The organism is Flavobacterium cellulosilyticum (assembly GCF_004349355.1).
In the GTDB taxonomy this organism is placed as follows: domain Bacteria; phylum Bacteroidota; class Bacteroidia; order Flavobacteriales; family Flavobacteriaceae; genus Flavobacterium; species Flavobacterium cellulosilyticum.
Genome location: NZ_SMFK01000008.1, coordinates 130,583 through 148,371, shown reverse-complemented (window position 1 = coordinate 148,371; position 17,789 = coordinate 130,583). Strand labels below are relative to the sequence as shown.

Sequence of the window (17,789 nt, the reverse complement as noted above, 5' to 3'; positions counted from 1 at the left end):
TGGACATGATATGGAAAAAGCAGTTTTACAACCAGAAAATAAAACAACGACAATAAGAAGTTCGTTTTTTAAACCTGCTATTCAAAAAAAACTGAATATAGGCAGTGCAGATGATAGTTATGAAGTAGAAGCAGATAACATGGCAAATAATGTCATGCGAATTAATGAACCGTCACATCAAAATGTTACGCAGACAGGAGCTTTATTACAAAGAAAATGCGCACATTGCGAAGAAGAAGAAAAACTACAAAGAAAACCTTTAGCAGAATGCATAACGCCCTTAATTCAACGTTCTTCAAATTCTGAAAGTGAAGGTAATGCATCGAGTCATATAGAAAATCAAATCAACAATTCCAAAGGAGGAGGAAGCAACTTGGATAATGAAACTAAGAGCTTTATGGAAAATCGTTTTGGAACAGATTTTTCCGATGTAAAAATCCATACTGGAAGTCAAGCTGTGCAAATGAGTAGGGAACTGAATGCACAAGCTTTTACAGTAGGTAATGCTATTTATTTCAATGAAGGAAAATTTAATCCAAGTTCTGATGCAGGAAAACATTTGTTGGCGCATGAATTGACACATACGGTGCAGCAAAGTGGTGCTATTGGAAGGAAGATACAGAGAGATTGGGCTTTAGTACCCCCAAGACCAAATGCAATAGGTGCCGTTTTGAATCCTGCAAAAATTTTAGAAGCAATAGCATTTAATGAAAATATACTTAATAATATTCCTAATAGTGTTGAGATGATTGGTTTAATTAGAGATGTTTTAGGAATTAATAAGTTACCCTCAGTTATTGACGAAGATTTTGTGAATGCAGTTGTAAATTGGCAAGCTGTAAATCGAATGACTCAAGACGGTAAACTTGGCCCAGCAACTGCTAGACCTCTTTTTTTAGAAATTGGGGCAGAAGGGGCAGGTAGATGCGAAATAGATACCGGACCTAGCTATTCACCAAGAGGTACAATAAATGTTCCTGCTGGTTTAGGAGCAAGACAAGCCTTTTTCAGATTAGCATCTACATTTAAAAGTGATCCAGCTAATAAAATTTTACCTTCTTGTTGTGAAGTAAGACAATTTATAAGATGGAACGCGGCAGCTGCAGCAAGTTTTGCTCCAGGTGTAGTGCCTCATGCTGGTTTTCCAGCAGCTCATCCAGTAAATACATGGATAGAAGACAGAGATGACACAGTTAATAATCGTTATGGACACCGATCAGGTACATTTTCAGACCCGCAAAGTTTTGACCAATATTTAGACTCTAGTGGAAGAAGAAATCAAGCGTTTGGAAATGTATATGCTGGAAGTGACAGTCCTGGAGGAACTGGTATGGCTGGTCAATGGAGATTTATGATAAAAGTATTAGATGTTTGTAATGGAAATACAACCATTGGAAGTCAGGATTTTGTGAATGTTAATTGGTGATTTATTTTTTCAATTAGAAAACTTAACAATATGAAATTAGAATTAGTTTATAAAAATAATCTTTTATCGCACATTATTTATAATGAAAGCGATATGGAAGTTAAATTTTGGGATAATAACAATTCTTGGGGATGGGGAAATACTCAAATAATAGTAATTGTCAATAATGTGAAAACAAGATTTAATCAAAAACCGAAAACCTTTACTAGAAATGGCCCCTCATTTATAATTATACCCCCACATTCTTCATATGAATATGGCCTAGATTTACATAAAAATAATTGGGAGAGTAATTTAATTCCTAAATATTCTGATAAAGAAGAAATTGAAATTTATTCAAAAATAACAATACATGAATCCAAAGAATCTAATGAAGCAGGAGTGTTTATTGGACAATTAAAAAGCAATACAATTAAAATTCACTCATCTAATACCTCGTTGATTGAGTTTTTTTTTAGTGTATGAATAAACATTTTGTTGTCTTTCCTTTAATTAAATATTTTAATTAAAGCGCCTTTATATTTGGAAGAGTGCATCATATCTAAAAAATAATTATGCTTTTCAATAACCTAAAATCATTCCTATTTCAATCACTTCAATCCAATTCAGATTTAGAAGAAATATTTAATTTTCAAAATACCTTTTCGGAAATACTTGGAAAAGAAACCACACATGAAGAAGGTTTAATCCTTTCATTGGCATTGGTGCCACATGTAATACCCAATTTTTTAGACGAAATCATCAAAGAAGTCTATCCTGAAGGAGGGGAATTACCAGAACTTGGCGGCGTGAAGACCGAAAATCACAGAGGTTTAATTCCTACTGGCCAAACGGCTTTATATTTATTAGCTAAAAACGAGATTGTCTATCGGTTGCAAATTCAACAATTATTTTCACCGGAACATTGGTTTTTTAAGAAAAATATTCTTTTGATCGATGAGGTTAAAGAAGGGGAACCATTAATGTCGGGAAAATTAATGCTCTCAAAGGAAATGGTACATTTACTTTGTTATGGTGAAATCCTTAAACCCAAATTTGGCACAAACTTTCCCGCTCAAGAAGTTAGCACTTTAATGGAATGGAATGATTTGATTGTAAATGAAGCAGTGCACACCCAAATTAATCAGATTAAGTTATGGATTAAACATCAAAAAACATTATTGCATGATTGGGGAATGCAAAAGCATATTCTCCCAGGCTATAGAACATTGTTTTATGGCCCTTCAGGAACGGGAAAAACACTTACTGCAACCTTACTAGGAAAAGAGTTCAACCGCCCCGTTTATCGAATAGATTTATCGCAAGTGGTATCAAAATACATTGGCGAAACCGAGAAAAATTTAGAGAAAATATTTAATCTCGCTGAAAACAAAGATTGGATTTTATTATTTGACGAAGCCGATGCCCTTTTTGGGAAACGTACCAGTACTAAATCATCAAACGATAGATATGCCAATCAGGAAGTGAGTTATTTGTTGCAACGGGTCGAACGGTTTAATGGCTTGGTGATTTTGACTTCTAATTTCAAAAACAACATCGACGATGCGTTTTTAAGACGATTTAATTCCATTATTAAATTTACGAAACCGAATGCTGAGGAACGCATTAAACTTTGGACCAATTCAATTCCAAAAAATGTAAGTGTCCCCTCAGATTTAATTAACAAAATAGCAGATAAATATGAATTGACAGGAGCCCAAATTATTTCAGCGATTATGCACACTTCGCTTTTGGCAATTGAAGAAAAGTCAACTTCGTTGTCAACAGAACAACTTTTACTTGGAATCAAAGCTGAGTTTGATAAAGAAGAAAAGCAGTTCAAAACGTTGTAGCGGGATTCGATTTTTTTTAGGAGCACACTATTTTCGTTTCCTAATAACTTATTTCCCGCTATTCGCTGTAATCTCCCGATGAAAAATCGGGAGATTTCCACTTCTATCGGGGCTATTGTTCACTATTATCTATTCTTCAAAACATTAAAAAATAGAGGTCTATTCAAAACTAATACAAAATATTTAATTGGTCAAGAATAGGACATTATAGCTGTTTTTTGAAACCAAAAATAATTTTTGTTTTTGTAAGTAAATTTTCTACATTTATTCCAAACAAAAAGTAAATGCTAGTAAAAGTTTTTGGTAGTGCTGTTTTTGGTGTCGAAGCCACAACGATTACTGTAGAGGTAAATATAGACAAAGGAATTGGTTATCATTTAGTTGGGCTTCCAGATAACGCGATCAAAGAAAGTAGTTATCGAATTGCAGCAGCTCTCAAAAATAATGGCTATGTAATGCCGGGCAAAAAAATCACCATCAATATGGCACCTGCCGATTTGCGGAAAGAAGGTTCAGCTTATGATCTGACTTTGGCCATTGGAATTCTTGTTGGATCTTCTCAAATAAAAGCAGACGAAATCGACAAATACATCATCATGGGAGAACTTTCACTTGATGGAAGCTTGCAACCCATTCGTGGTGCTTTGCCAATTGCAATTAAAGCGAAAGAAGAAGGTTTTAAAGGGTTTTTCCTGCCAATCCAAAACGTAAAAGAAGCAGCTATTGTGGCAGGTTTAGACGTTTATGGTGTAACAAATATTCAGGAAGTAATTGATTTTCTAGAAGGAAAAGGGACTTTAGAACCAACAAAAATAGATACTAGAGCCGAATTTTATAAAGATTTAGATTTTCCTGAGTTTGATTTCTCAGATGTAAAAGGGCAGGAGTCTATAAAAAGATGCATGGAAATAGCTGCTGCAGGTGGGCACAATATTATTCTGATTGGCCCTCCCGGAGCAGGAAAGACAATGCTGGCCAAGCGATTGCCCAGTATTTTACCTCCAATGACTTTACGTGAAGCACTCGAAACAACTAAAATACACAGTGTTGCGGGGAAATTAAAAGAAGTGGGTCTAATGAATCAACGGCCGTTTCGAAGTCCTCATCACACCATTTCGAATGTGGCCCTTGTTGGGGGAGGAAGTTATCCACAGCCTGGTGAAATTTCCATGGCGCATAATGGAGTTTTATTTTTGGACGAATTACCAGAATTCAAAAGAGATGTTCTTGAAGTAATGCGTCAGCCGCTAGAAGATAGAGAAGTGACCATTTCGAGAGCCAAGTTTACAGTGACTTATCCATCATCCTTTATGTTGGTGGCAAGTATGAACCCGAGTCCAAGTGGATTTTTTAACGATCCCGATTCTCCACAAACATCTTCCCCACATGAAATGCAACGCTATTTGAGCAAGATTTCAGGACCTTTATTGGATCGAATCGACATTCATATCGAAGTAACACCCGTTCCTTTCGAAAAATTATCCGAAGACCAAAAAGCCGAAAGTAGTGTTGATATTCGGAAAAGAGTGACTGCTGCCCGAGAAATTCAGTCGGAGCGTTTTGTGCAAATGGAAAATATACATTACAATGCCCAGATGAATACCAAGCATATCCGCGAATATTGTGCCCTTGATGAGGTTTCGAAACAATTACTAAAAACTGCTATGGAACGATTGAATCTTTCAGCGCGTGCTTATGATAGGATTTTGAAAGTAGCCAGAACCATTGCCGATTTAGAAGCTGCTCCAAAAGTAATTTCCTCACATATAGCTGAAGCGATTCAGTATAGGAGTTTGGATCGTGATGGGTGGTTGGGGTAGTTTTATATTATATGCTCCGCAAAGTCTCCGACTTTGAGGAAGTGACTTTCGGTTTTTAACCGACCTTATTTTGGATTGTTTAATTTTATGTCAGTCATAGACTGACGAACACATCCTCAAAGTCGGAGACTTTGCGGAGCTCGAAACCTATAAATTTATGACAGGTTAATAAAAAATATAAATGAAAAAAATAATAATAGGTGTGGTGCTTTTCTTGGTTGTTTCGTTTATCTACAATCACTTTTTCTTAAAGTGTATGATAACTGGAGTTTACGTTAATACAAATTATAATAAAAACCACCCTATCGCAGAAGTGCCTGACCGTGCAGACACACTAGTGTTATTTGATAATAATACTTTATAAGAGCGGATATTATGGCAAAGGAAAAAATAAGTTAGATTATTCGTTTGGGGGTTCAGAAATTTCATTAATCCCTAAAGACCCTTCGGAAGGTGGTTTTAATTCGTCATTTACTAGATTATATTCATTTGGGAATATTAAGATAGACCTTTTTCAAAATCTTGATCAATATAATGGAAAAATAGATTAAAAATAACTTAAAACAAATACTTTGAGTACCCAGTTATATGAAGTGTACCTTAAAAAGAACATGTCAACAAAACTAGTTTCACTCTGCAAAGACTCCGACTTTGAGGTAGTGATTTTCAGTCTCTGACTGACCTTAAAAAAATACAAAATTAAAGAGAAAGAAGGATTCATAATTCGAGATCAATCCAAAGCGCATTTTATAACTGCCGCCGTTGTGGACTGGGTTGATGTTTTTTCTAGAAAAACCTATAAAGATTGCGTCATCGAAAGTCTGGATTTTTGTATAAAAAACAAAGGAATGATTTTGTATGGATTTGTAATTATGTCCAATCACATTCATTTAATCATTCAGTCAGAAAACAGTAAATTATCCGATTTGATTCGGGATTTCAAAAAGTTTACGGCAAAGACCATTTTGAATAAAATAGAAACTGAGCCAGAAAGTAGAGCTGATTGGATGCTGAAACGTTTTGAATTTGCTTGTAAAAGTCATACCCGAAATGAAAAATATCAGTTTTGGCAATATGGAAATCATCCCGAGGAAATTTTTTCAGAAAAGTTCTTTTGGTCGAAATTGGATTATATTCATTTGAATGCAGTTCGAGCAGGAATTGTTTCCAAAGCTTCTCATTATGTTTATTCCAGTGCTTCCAATTATGTTGAAGATAGTGGAATTATAGCAATTACAAAAGTTGATAATCCGGTAATAGATGTTTTGAAACCACAATCAATCAGCACTATTTATAATTGGTAATGAAGGTCGGAGACCTTTTATCACATCCTCAAAGTCGCAGACTTTGCGGAGCGTGGCGCAGTTTTGCAAACTTTGCCATAAACGAGAGCGACTTTGTTTTTCAAAGATTTGAATACAAAGGTTTTTAGAAAGAAAATCGCGAATTTTAGCCCCGATAGAAACGAAAATCCTCCCGATTTTTCATCGGGAGATTATAGTGGATAGCGGGAAATACGTTCTTATGAAACGAAATGATTCTGCTCCTAATAAAATAATAAAATTCAGGTGCTAAGATGAAATTATCTATTAGATCGTCTGTCGTTATTTTGACTAGGACGTCTTGGACCAAAGCTATTATTACTTCTAGTTGTATTTTCTGTTTTTGGTTTTTTTGGGGTAGAATTGCGTTGTACTCTTCCTTGTCCTTGCTTAATAGGCTCTGTTGAGGCGTTTGGATCGGGTTCAAAACCTGCAATATTTTCTTTAGGCAATTTCAAGCCTACTAATTTTTCTATATCGCGTAAAAACACAGTTTCGTCTGGACTAAACAAAGAAATGGCTTCTCCGCTTGCTCCAGCACGTCCTGTACGACCAATGCGGTGTACGTAATCTTCCGGAATATTAGGTAATTCAAAATTGACAACATGTGGTAATAATGGGATATCTAAACCACGAGCGGCAATATCAGTAGCAACCAAAGCGGTTAGACTTCCGTTTTTGAAACCGGCTAAGGCTTTGGTTCTGGCACCTTGACCTTTGTTTCCGTGAATGGCAGCTGCTTTAATTCCAGCACTAATCATGCTTTCAGTCAATTTATTGGCACCTTGTTTGGTACGAGTAAAAACCAAAATTTGTTTCCAGTTTCCTTCCGAAATCAATTTTATGATCAATTCTGTTTTTTTCTCTTTTGCACAAGGATATACTTTTTGAATAATGGCTTCAACAGTTGTATTTTCGGGCGTTGCTTCTACATGAACTGGTTTATGCAATATGCCCATTGCCAATTTCTTAATGTCTTTAGAAAAGGTTGCGGAAAATAGCAAGTTTTGTCTTTTTACAGGCAATACTTTCATAATACGCTCAATATCTCGCAAGAAACCCATGTCCAGCATACGATCTGCCTCATCCAAAACTAAGATTTCAACTTTTGAAAGTGAAATTAAACCTTGATTTTGTAAATCGATTAATCGGCCAGGAGTAGCTACCAAAATATCAATTCCTTGACGCAATTGAGTAACCTGTGGATTTTGGTTTACACCACCAAAAATTACTGTACTGCGCAGATCTAAAAATTCACTATACTCTTTTATATTCGCTAAAATTTGCGCGGCTAGTTCTCGAGTAGGTGTTAAAATTAGAGCACGTATAGGTCTGTGACTTAGGTGTTTTCCTTGGGATAATATTTGTAATATGGGTAATGTGAAACCCGCTGTTTTTCCTGTTCCAGTTTGTGCGGATGCTAATACATCTTGACCTTCTAAAATGGGTGGAATTGCTTTTTGTTGTATTGGTGAAGGAGTTGAATATCCTTTTTTGCTGATGGCTTTTAATATAGCATCAGATAATCCTAATGAGTTGAATGACATAAATAGTGTTTATGAAGTAAGCACTATTAAATGGTGTACTTCTTTAAGTTGGCGCGAAGATACTGCTAATTTTTCCGATTTGCTTTTGAATACATGAGTTTGTTGAAATATGCAGTTAATTTGTATGTTTTATTTACATTAAAAACTTCCTACGAAATGAAATCCTATCATAGAACTTGAAATTTGAGGAATCAATTGTTTGCTCATTCTAAATTTTCGAGGGTTATAAATTAAAGCTGTATTTTTATCTTTTTCTATTTGTTTTCTACTGCTTATTACAATTGATTTCCCAATAATAGTTCCCACCAAACCGCCTACTAATATATCTGAAACCCAATGGTTATGCCCTTTGATGTCAGATAGAAATACTCCGGTTGCGATTGTATAGGGTATCCAATAGTTATTGTATTCCATTTGAAAAACCTTAGCAACAGCATAATAAAAAGTTGCATGAAAAGAAGGGAAGGCAGTACCGTCAGATTTAGAATCTGTATACACTTTATGGAAGTTTCCAAAATCCCAATTGTTTTTTGTCCAAGGTTCAATAATGGGTTCGTTATCATTTATCCTTCTTTGAGGTCGGTTTCTACCGGTTATAGTTTTTAATACTAAATGCGAAATTACGTACGAATAGACTATGGATTTCATGGCATTTGTAGCCACGGTTTGTCCTTTTTTGTTGTTAATAGCAAATGAACCGACATATAATCCCATTATAGGGTAGAGAATGTAATTGTTATTGCCACCTATTCCTGTAATATTAGTATTTAAATAGTCTCTTTTTGGAAGTGAATAATTGATGGCAGGTTCAATATGGTCGTGTAAAAAACCTGTCGTTATTTTATCTGTAGCTATTAATCCAATTATTCCTGCGGTGTAATAAGCAGTTCTTTTCCAATCACTTGATATAGTATGTCCCATTTCAGAAAAATCACCTGGAACACTGAGGACAACATTTTTTAACACAGAACCAGCAACTTTAAATCGGTTTTCTCTGCTATAAAGACTGTCTATTTTATTTGAAAGAGTATCAATTTGTGCTAAGCAAGAATTTGTAATAATGATAAAAAATATCAGGGAGTATTTTTTCATTCGATAATTTATAGTCGTTTTATAGTATAGTAAATTTTAAAAAAGAAATTTTATTCCTAGTTATTGTAATTCTGCAAAAGTGTCTCCTTTTTTAATATCTCCAGATTTAAAACCGCGATTAAACCAATACTTTCTTTGTTCAGAAGTTCCATGAGTGAAAGAATCAGGAACCACTTGCCCTTGCATCTTTTTTTGAATGGCGTCATCACCTACAGCATTTGCAGCGCTCAAAGCTTCTTCAATGTCTCCTGGTTCGAGCATTGCATTTTGTTTTTCGTTATAGTGTGTCCAAAGTCCTGCATAGAAATCGGCTTGTAATTCTAAAGCTACAGAGAGTCTGTTTTTTACTTTTTCACTCTGACCTTCTTGCATTTCACGCATTTTAGATGACGTTCCAAGTAGGGTTTGAATGTGATGACCGAACTCATGTGCCAAAACATAGGCAACTGCAAAATCACCTCCTTTTGCACCAAACTTTGTTCTAAGTTCTTCGAAGAAATTCATATCCATATAAATGATTTTATCACTAGGACAATAAAAAGGACCTGAGGCTGAACTTGCACCACCACAAGCAGTTTGTACTTGACCACTAAATAATACTAATCTCGGAGATTCAAAAGTTAAATTGTTTTCTTTAAAAATTTGATTCCAAATATCTTCATTATCGGCTAGGAGTGTTTTAACAAATTCACCTTCTGTAACTTCTGCAGGAGTTAAAGCTCTTGATTCAGTTGGGGCTGATTGCTGTTGACTTAGCTGTTCTAAAATTGGGCTAAGCTGTTTTGCATTATCACCGCCAAATATATTGACTAATAAAATAATAATTCCAATTACTCCACCACCAATTACGGCTTTTCCTCCTGAGATTCCTCGTCTATCATCTACATTATCACTTTGTCTTCTGCCTTTCCATTTCATATATTTGCTTTTTATTGACTTAATTACGAATATACAAAATTACAATAATTATCAAAATTTAGTTTATCCATTTGTAAATAGATTTTTCTATTAATCCTTTTATAATAGGTTTTGAAATATAATCATTCATTCCTGCGCTAAGACAATTATCTTTTTCTTCTTTTTCAGTTCCTGCTGTAACTGCAATTATTGGGGTTTTTTTTCCTAAAATTGTATTTCGGATAGCTTTTGTAGCTTCATAACCATTCATTATCGGCATTTGGATATCCATAAAAATAATATCGGGATTTATAGATTCGAATTGATCAAATGCATCTTTACCATTAAAAACTTCAAAAATTATTGCATCACTAAATATGTTTTTTATGATGGTTTTCAATAATATCATATTGATTTTGTTATCCTCAGCAATTAAAACTCTCAAATTTTTATAGCGTTCAATCGGTCTAGTTTTATTTTCAATATTAATATCTAATGGAATTTCAAATTTTACCTTATCCTCATTTATTTGATTACTGTTTTGAAAATCCAAATCGAAATAAAATGAACTTCCAACGTCTATTTTGCTTTCTAGGCAAAGCCTACTATTCATTAATCCCAATAATTGATTTGAGATACTTAAACCTAAACCAGTACCTCCAAATTTTCGTGTCGTTGAATTGTCCTCTTGTGTAAAAGCATTAAAAATTTTATTTCGATTTTTCTCAAGTATTCCAATCCCAGAATCAATTACAGAAAAACGAATTTTGGCATTCGAATTAACGGTTTGTTCTGGGATAGAAACGATTAATTTGACGCTACCCTTGTAGGTAAATTTCACCGCATTTGATAGCAGATTTATCAGTATTTGTTTTAGGCGAACAATATCTACCCAAAGATATTTTGGAACATGGGATGTTACTTCAAGTTCTAAATTTAAGTTTTTCCGTTTGGATTCATAGGAGATTAAATCAATTGTTTGATTTAATAATTCGTTAATGTCACATTTTTCTATAAATAATTCAATTTTTCCAGCTTCAATTTTTGAAAAATCAAGGATGTTATTTATAATATCTAACAAGGTTAGCGCTGATTGATTTACAGTAATCATGTGTTTTTCTTGTACCTTGTCAAGATTGGTTTTCATCAGTAAGTCAGTAAAACCAATTATTCCATTTAATGGTGTTCTTATTTCATGGCTCATATTGGCAAGAAATTCTGATTTAGCTTTATTGGCGGCTTCGGCTATTTCTTTTGCGATTAATGCATATTCAGCTTCCTTTTTCTTTGTAATGTCAAAAAATATTCCGCCTACATAACTAATTATATTGTTTTTTTTGATACTGTCTCCATATTCTTCTACCCAAACGATATGACCATTTTTATGAATGATTCTGTAGGTGATTTGCATTTTAATATTTTCCTCAACTACCTTTTTACCAATGCTTTGAACGTATTCAAAATCTTCAGGATGTACTAAATCAATATAATTTATTCTGTTTTCTAAAAAATCAGATTTATTATACCCTGTAAGTTTTTCAATTTCATCATTAATATAAATCTTGCTCCAATTTGCGTCATTATTTGACAAATACACTGTGCCAGGTATGTTGTCTGTTAATAATCGAAATTTTTCTTGGCTTTCAAATAAAATAGATTCATTTCTATTTTTTTCCAAGGCCGAGGTAATATTATTGGCAAGCATTTGCAAAATGTAAATTTCATCTTTAGACCAAATTTTTTCTCTAAAGCAATCATCAAAACCAATAAAACCTGAAAATTTATTATTTACATAAATGGGTAAAATTAGGATAGATTGAATAGTATTGTCCAACAATAATTTTTTAAAATAAGAATCGTTTAGTTTTCGAGTAATGCCTTTGAAATACTTTTTGATTTCAGCATTGGATATTATTTCTTTAAGATTATCATAAGTAAAAGATTGTGTTTTTGTTGTTTGAATTGGAATCCCTTCTTTAGTCCATTTGAATTTTTGGCTGAATAATTTAGTTTCAAAATCTAATTCATAGTAAAAAAGGTGATCCGCCTTTGTTGCTTTACCCATTATTTCATAAGTAGCAACAAACATTTCTTCGATACTTTTACTCGACAGAAATTTTTCAGTACACTGCGCCATCGCAGATAAAAGTTCACTTTTATATTCGAGTTTTTTCTCAACTTCATTTCTTCGTTCAGATAAAATGGCTAATGAAATAATATCTGAAATGGTTCTTGCAAAAGTAATGTCTTCATTATCCCAATTTCTTTGAAACTTGGTTGATTCAAAACTTAACGTTCCAACTAAATTTCCATTTGTAAATATTGGTATATCTAGAATTGACTTTATGTCTTTATTACTAAAATATTTTTTGAATTCTGACACTTCCCATTTATCGAAAGCATCTATTGCACAAATTTGTGTTTTAGTCTTAATTGATTCAAAATATATTGGATATTTATCACTAGTTAAAACAACTTTTTTCCCATATTCATTTGTATCTAATTTATACAGTTTTTTGCGAGTGATTGCATCCTCTTTATATTTCCAATAACTAACCCTGTTGCATTCAGTAGTTATTGCAGCTGTTTTAATTATAATTTTTGATATCTCCCCAAAATTTTTATAATTACTGAAATTTGTAGTTGATAAAATTTTAATGGCTTGGTTGTATTTTTCTATTTTTTGCTGACGTTTTTGATTTTCGGATTCAATGTCTTTAAACTTAGTAATATCTCTTGCAATTCCAGAAAACCCTATTATTCTTCCCAATTCATTTCTCTGAATGATCACTTTTTGAGAAATCCAGATTTCCTCTCCATTTTTTTTAATTAGAGGAATTTCGATAGTCGAATAATCACAATTATTTTTTGGTAGATTATGAAAGAAATCCTTGATATTTTTTGTGTGATCTTTTCGTATAAAATCTAAATAATTACTATTGCAAGCTTCATCAAAAGAATAGCCTAGAGTCTTAATTGTAAATGCATTTATAAAAGTGAAATTTCCATATACATCAACTTCAAAAATAATATCAGTTGCATTTTGCACTAAATTCTGATATTGAAATTGATGGTTTATTTCTTTAGTAATATCATTTCCTATTGCAATTATTAGATTCTCATTATGTTTTTTATTTTTCCATTGTATGTATTTGAATTCGCCGTTTTTGCACTTCAATTTTCTAACGTATGGAATTTCATCTGTATAACATTCTTGGTATTTTTCGATATTAAATTGATCGTCGTCTGTTAGTTTCCAAAAATCCATTCCCATAATTTCTTCAGGAGAATATCCTAAAATTGAAGTTATTGTTTCACTACAAAAAGTAACTTCACCAATTGTATTTGTTGCAATTGTTAGTGTGCTTCCTTTGTTTATAATTACATTAGTAAATTTGAATTTTTCTTTAATGTTTAAAAGTGATTTATGACGGATATAATTGATTATTTGTATAATTAAAAAAAAATCTAATAAAGTAGTTGTTGATTTTAAAGGAATTATATCAAAAACAATTAGTATACTAATATAAATAGGGACCGAGGAAACGAAAAACCAATATAATTTTAAAGGTTTTAGGATGTCATAGGAAAAGAAAAACCAAATTAGGAATGCAATGATTGGAATTATATCAACAGGGGTGTAAATTATATTTCGACAAATTAAACAAAATGTAAGTATATAAATAAACTTAAAAATGTGCTGTAAATTCTGAAATACAAAAGATGATTTTTTACTTATAAAATACAAGATCAAGAAAAAAGCTCCTATACTAATATTGGGTATTATTAAACTTTTGGATCTCACTTTAAATAGTTCAAAGAAAAGCTCAAGTACTGGAATTAGTATTCCCAAGTACAATAGATAAAGCTGGTTTTCCTTGTTTCTTGAATCTTCTTTAGGAAGGTTCTCAATATATTTTTTATCGATATGAGCTTTAATTCCCAAAAACTTATATATTACTATAAAAGCCAAAAAAATTAAAATGGGTGAAATAACATCAAATAGATTAGTAGTTAAAAATAATTTAAATTTTGCAATAGAAATATTGTAAATCACATTATCATTAAAAAAACAGGAATTATTTGATATATAAATATAAGTTGATAATAAATTACAGGGCATTGAGAACGTTTTAGGTAAAGTTTAAGATTAGATTTGGGATCTTATCAGTTGGATGTAAAAATAGTAATTTTTTAGTGCGTTTTAGATAAAAACAAACTAATAAACTATTTGAAATCCTATAACTAAAAACGTTTCTTACATTTTAGCATCGTTTTCATTCCCAATTATTGAGAAATAAAGGGTATAACTCATTGAATATATAAAAGGGATTGTAAAAAAAATTCCGATACAAAGCCCTATTAAACCTACTATTGAAGCGAATCCTGCAACAATTATTAATCCTACAATTAGTAATGGCTGTTTTAAAACAATGATAACACTTGATTTTATTGCCTCAGTAGCATTCATTTTTCCAAATACAATTAATGGTATGGTGAAATATATTAAAAATGAAATTACTATTGAAAGTAGTGAACCTAATATTTCAAATCCTACATAATTGAAAAACAATGAAGAACCTGTACTGATGAAAGTGGTAAGTACAATTGCTACAAAAATACTTAAAAAATAGGGAGACCTATAGTAAGTAAACATTGTTGAAACATGAAATTCCTCGTCTTTTTGACCACAATCAGCCATTTTAAAAAAACCTGCCATAAATGGATTTATCAATCCTGAAAACAAAATTAAACCAATATGTAAAGGTAAGGCAATTTCTAATGGCAATATTTTAATTGTTGAATACCGTTTTAATGTTTCTCCAAAAGCTTCTAAGTTTTCAATTCCAATATATGCGATTACCCCCGTTAGTAGAATAATTGAAATTAAAAAGGTAGAAACCAAAAGCATTAAACCTGCATATAAGGCAATTTTTTTATAATTTTCGAATGCATTTTCGAAAACCGTTCCGAAATCCAGTTGGTATCCATTTTTTTGTATTTCTTCTATTCTGTCTTGTATTGATTTCATTTTATTGATTTGATGTTTTATAATTTTATTTTTTAAAATACACTTCTTCGAATGGTACTCTGAAACGTTTTCCATAAATGCCATTTTCTTCTCGAAGACCACAGGCGATTATCATATTTATTTCGGATGATCTTGGTAAATTCAGTACTTTTTTAACTCTTAGGGAATCAAAACCTTCCATTGGACAAGTATCATAATTTATGGCTGCCATACTCATCATGAAATTTTGTGCTGCCAATCCAGCACTTTTATGCGCTACAATTCGCATATCACTTTGTCTTGCTTCTCTATAAATAGGTCTGAATATTCCAACAATTTTTGAAGCTAGATATTTTATTCTACCTGCAATTCCCAAAAAATCTGCATAAATACTAGGAACAATATTTTGGTAATAATTCAAAGCGAATTTTTCCCTTTTCGAATAGTCCGTTTGTGGTTTTGTTCCATATTGGGATCTAAGAAAATCAATATTCGATTGGGCTCTTTTTTTCCATAAATCCTTTCTAGCGATAATAACAACCATTTGTTGTGCAGTTTTTGCTGCACCTTGATTAAAACTTGCATTCGTGAGTTGACTAAGCACTTCTGGTGAAACGATATGATAAAATTCCCAAAGTTGCATGTTGCTGCTACTTGCTGCTAAAGTAGCCAAGCGGATGCATTCTTTTACTTTTTGGTCCTCAATTGGTTCTGTGCTGAAAACTCTTACGGAACGGCGATACTCTATTGCTTCACTTACCGTTTTTTCATTGGTTAAAACCATTTCAATACTTTTTTAATAATTGGTAATTTGTCTTTATAAGGAGCATATCTGAAATGCAAATCTAGCCAATTTCCCTTTTTAACAATGCTTTTTTTGTGCGAAAATACATCAAAACTTAAACTACCATGATATGAACCAATTCCACTATGACCAACGCCTCCAAAGGGCAACCTTTTATTCGAAAATTGAACTAAGGTATCATTGATACAACCGCCACCAAACGAATATTTTTGAATTATCTTATTATAAAAATTATGGTTTTCTGTAAAGACATACAAAGCCAGCGGTTTTTCGTAATTAGATAGTATGACCTCTATTTCTGATTCGTTTTTATAGGTAATAATGGGTAACAATGGTCCAAAAATCTCCTCTTTCATAATTAAACTGTCAACCGAAGATTCTTCAATAAGGGTAGGGGATATGTAGCGTTTTTCCAGATCAGTTTGTCCGCCAAAAATCACTTTATTTGGATCCATCATATTGACCAATCGATTCCAGTTTTTAGGATTTACTATTCTTGCAAAATCAGGAGACTCACTGGGGTTTTCTCCATACGCCTTGGTAATTTCTTCTTTTAAATAGTTTACAAAATAGGGTTTCATATCCTGTTGAATCAAGATATAATCAGGAGCGATACAGGTTTGTCCAGCATTGATAAATTTTCCCCACACAATTCTTTTTGCAGCCAGTTTCAAATTAGCAGTTTCATCAATAATACATGGATTCTTCCCTCCAAGTTCGAGTGTAACTGGTGTCAAATTTTTGGCAGCAGCCATAGCTACTATTTTACCAACGGCGACACTTCCTGTGAAAAAGATGTAATCCCATCGTTCGGCAAGCAATTTTTGAGAAACGTCGATTCCTCCCTCAATTACATCAACATGTTCTTTATTGAAAACTTTACTGATAATTAAGGTAATAATTTCGGATGTTTTTGGGGTGAGTTCCGATGGTTTGAGTACAACTTGGTTTCCAGCCGCAACTGCTGATATTAATGGACAAAGTGCCAATTGAAATGGATAATTCCAAGGCGAAATAATCAAAACTTTACCGTAAGGTTCTTTAAAAATATAATCACTCGAAGGAAAATTCAATAAAGAAGGAAAAATTTTTCTCTCCTTGGACCAATTTTTCAAATTTTTGATGGTGTCTTTTAATTCAGAAATCACATAACTGGTTTCTGTAAGTATAGCTTCAAAAGCCGGTTTCTTGAAATCATCATATAAAGCTTGAATAATATCATTTTCATGTATTATTATAGCATTCAACAACTTTATTAGAGTTTCTTTTCGGTAATTAATATTCGATTTGAATTCCATAATTTAAAACTAAAATAAGTTCTAAAGATACATTTTTTTCAAATTAAACGGCATCCCAAATTACCTCATTTGGAACTGGAGCAACAATAATTAGGTTTTCTTTTGTAACTGGATGAGCAAAAACGAGCTTTCGAGCATGAAGATGAATGCCTCCATCAGGATTACTACGGTCAAAACCATATTTCAAATCCCCTTTTATGGGTGATCCAATTGCCGAAAGTTGTGCTCGAATTTGATGATGCCTTCCAGTGTGTAAATTAATTTCTAAAGCAAAATAATTGTTTAATTCTTTGATTATTTTATAATCTAAACTGGCTAGTTTGCTATCAGGCACTTCTTTTAAATGCGCTTTTGAAGAGTTGTTTTTTTCGTTTCTTTTCAGATAATGAACGAGTTTATCTTCTGCTTTTTCAGGTTTGTTTTTTACGACTGCCCAATAAGTTTTCTGCGTTTCACGATTACTAAACAATTCATTCATTCGTGTCAAAGCTTTGCTGGTTCTGGCAAAAACAACAATTCCAGTTGTAGGACGATCTAATCGATGGACGACTCCCAGAAATACTTCACCAGGTTTGTTGTACTTCTCTTTTATATATTCTTTTACAACTTCAGATAACGGCTTGTCGCCCGTTTTGTCACCTTGTACAATATCTCCAACACGTTTGTTAACCACAATAAGATGGTTGTCTTCGTGTAGAATTTGTAGGTTGTTTTTGTTAGATAGTATTTTCATTAATTG

14 protein-coding genes are annotated in these 17,789 nt (G+C 32.6%); 6 read left to right on the top strand and 8 right to left on the bottom strand.

Features of this window, described 5'->3' with window-relative positions; all coding sequences use genetic code 11:
• Positions 1-10: 10 nt before the first annotated feature.
• The 6 genes from E0F76_RS12890 to E0F76_RS12865 all read left to right on the top strand — a co-directional run bounded on the left by E0F76_RS12890 (position 11) and on the right by E0F76_RS12865 (position 6,382).
• On the top strand, positions 11-1,426 hold the full coding sequence (locus E0F76_RS12890) for an eCIS core domain-containing protein (RefSeq protein WP_132006683.1): 1,416 nt from the start codon (positions 11-13) through the stop codon (positions 1,424-1,426).
• 30 nt (positions 1,427-1,456) lie between these two features.
• On the top strand, positions 1,457-1,891 hold the full coding sequence (locus E0F76_RS12885; protein ID WP_132006680.1) for a hypothetical protein: 435 nt from the start codon (positions 1,457-1,459) through the stop codon (positions 1,889-1,891).
• 89 nt (positions 1,892-1,980) lie between these two features.
• Entirely contained in the window at positions 1,981-3,258 is a 1,278-nt protein-coding gene (locus tag E0F76_RS12880) for an ATP-binding protein (RefSeq protein WP_132006677.1), read from the top strand.
• A gap of 284 nt (positions 3,259-3,542) precedes the next feature.
• Positions 3,543-5,078 carry a YifB family Mg chelatase-like AAA ATPase gene (locus E0F76_RS12875; protein ID WP_132006674.1) on the top strand — a complete coding sequence of 512 codons (1,536 nt, stop codon included), beginning with the start codon at positions 3,543-3,545 and terminating at the stop codon, positions 5,076-5,078.
• A gap of 181 nt (positions 5,079-5,259) precedes the next feature.
• On the top strand, positions 5,260-5,442 hold the full coding sequence (locus E0F76_RS12870) for a hypothetical protein (RefSeq protein ID WP_132006671.1): 183 nt from the start codon (positions 5,260-5,262) through the stop codon (positions 5,440-5,442).
• 334 nt (positions 5,443-5,776) lie between these two features.
• Positions 5,777-6,382, top strand: a complete 606-nt coding sequence (locus tag E0F76_RS12865) for an REP-associated tyrosine transposase (protein ID WP_132006668.1) — start codon at positions 5,777-5,779, stop codon at positions 6,380-6,382.
• A 278-nt stretch (positions 6,383-6,660) separates the two neighbouring features.
• Here the strand turns inward: E0F76_RS12865 and E0F76_RS12860 are convergent, their stop codons facing one another.
• From E0F76_RS12860 to E0F76_RS12825, 8 genes are all read right to left on the bottom strand, one after another.
• Entirely contained in the window at positions 6,661-7,947 is a 1,287-nt protein-coding gene (locus E0F76_RS12860; protein WP_132006665.1) for a DEAD/DEAH box helicase, read from the bottom strand.
• A gap of 138 nt (positions 7,948-8,085) precedes the next feature.
• Positions 8,086-9,039 (bottom strand): phosphatase PAP2 family protein, encoded by a 954-nt coding sequence (locus E0F76_RS12855; protein WP_132006662.1) that lies wholly within the window; start codon positions 9,037-9,039, stop codon positions 8,086-8,088.
• Between the two features lie 60 nt (positions 9,040-9,099).
• Positions 9,100-9,957 (bottom strand): KPN_02809 family neutral zinc metallopeptidase, encoded by an 858-nt coding sequence (gene ypfJ / locus E0F76_RS12850; RefSeq protein ID WP_132006659.1) that lies wholly within the window; start codon positions 9,955-9,957, stop codon positions 9,100-9,102.
• A gap of 58 nt (positions 9,958-10,015) precedes the next feature.
• Positions 10,016-14,059 carry a PAS domain S-box protein gene (locus E0F76_RS12845; protein ID WP_246022056.1) on the bottom strand — a complete coding sequence of 1,348 codons (4,044 nt, stop codon included), beginning with the start codon at positions 14,057-14,059 and terminating at the stop codon, positions 10,016-10,018.
• Positions 14,060-14,194: 135 nt separating this feature from the next.
• Positions 14,195-14,968 (bottom strand): hypothetical protein, encoded by a 774-nt coding sequence (locus E0F76_RS12840; protein WP_132006656.1) that lies wholly within the window; start codon positions 14,966-14,968, stop codon positions 14,195-14,197.
• A gap of 25 nt (positions 14,969-14,993) precedes the next feature.
• Positions 14,994-15,731, bottom strand: a complete 738-nt coding sequence (locus E0F76_RS12835) for a nitroreductase family protein (protein WP_132006653.1) — start codon at positions 15,729-15,731, stop codon at positions 14,994-14,996.
• The gene (locus tag E0F76_RS12830; protein ID WP_132006650.1) at positions 15,722-17,050 is read right to left on the bottom strand and encodes an aldehyde dehydrogenase; all 1,329 of its coding nucleotides are present in this window, start codon (positions 17,048-17,050) and stop codon (positions 15,722-15,724) included. The genes E0F76_RS12835 and E0F76_RS12830 overlap by 10 nt, the downstream gene beginning before the upstream one ends.
• 43 nt (positions 17,051-17,093) lie before the next feature.
• Positions 17,094-17,783, bottom strand: coding sequence for an RluA family pseudouridine synthase (locus E0F76_RS12825; RefSeq protein WP_132006647.1), 690 nt, complete (start codon positions 17,781-17,783; stop codon positions 17,094-17,096).
• Positions 17,784-17,789: the final 6 nt, after the last annotated feature.

Excerpts from the sequence above, each read along its gene's own strand:
- E0F76_RS12830 (WP_132006650.1), bottom strand. The coding sequence starts at position 17,050 with ATGGAATTCAAATCGAATATTAATTACCGAAAAGAAACTCTAATAAAG.
- E0F76_RS12840 (WP_132006656.1), bottom strand. The coding sequence starts at position 14,968 with ATGAAATCAATACAAGACAGAATAGAAGAAATACAAAAAAATGGATAC.
- E0F76_RS12855 (WP_132006662.1), bottom strand. The coding sequence starts at position 9,039 with ATGAAAAAATACTCCCTGATATTTTTTATCATTATTACAAATTCTTGC.
- ypfJ (WP_132006659.1), bottom strand. The coding sequence starts at position 9,957 with ATGAAATGGAAAGGCAGAAGACAAAGTGATAATGTAGATGATAGACGA.
- E0F76_RS12875 (WP_132006674.1), top strand. The coding sequence starts at position 3,543 with ATGCTAGTAAAAGTTTTTGGTAGTGCTGTTTTTGGTGTCGAAGCCACA.
- E0F76_RS12825 (WP_132006647.1), bottom strand. The coding sequence starts at position 17,783 with ATGAAAATACTATCTAACAAAAACAACCTACAAATTCTACACGAAGAC.
- E0F76_RS12890 (WP_132006683.1), top strand. The coding sequence starts at position 11 with ATGGAAAAAGCAGTTTTACAACCAGAAAATAAAACAACGACAATAAGA.
- E0F76_RS12880 (WP_132006677.1), top strand. The coding sequence starts at position 1,981 with ATGCTTTTCAATAACCTAAAATCATTCCTATTTCAATCACTTCAATCC.
- E0F76_RS12835 (WP_132006653.1), bottom strand. The coding sequence starts at position 15,731 with ATGGTTTTAACCAATGAAAAAACGGTAAGTGAAGCAATAGAGTATCGC.
- E0F76_RS12860 (WP_132006665.1), bottom strand. The coding sequence starts at position 7,947 with ATGTCATTCAACTCATTAGGATTATCTGATGCTATATTAAAAGCCATC.
- E0F76_RS12885 (WP_132006680.1), top strand. The coding sequence starts at position 1,457 with ATGAAATTAGAATTAGTTTATAAAAATAATCTTTTATCGCACATTATT.
- E0F76_RS12845 (WP_246022056.1), bottom strand. The coding sequence starts at position 14,059 with ATGCCCTGTAATTTATTATCAACTTATATTTATATATCAAATAATTCC.
- E0F76_RS12870 (WP_132006671.1), top strand. The coding sequence starts at position 5,260 with ATGAAAAAAATAATAATAGGTGTGGTGCTTTTCTTGGTTGTTTCGTTT.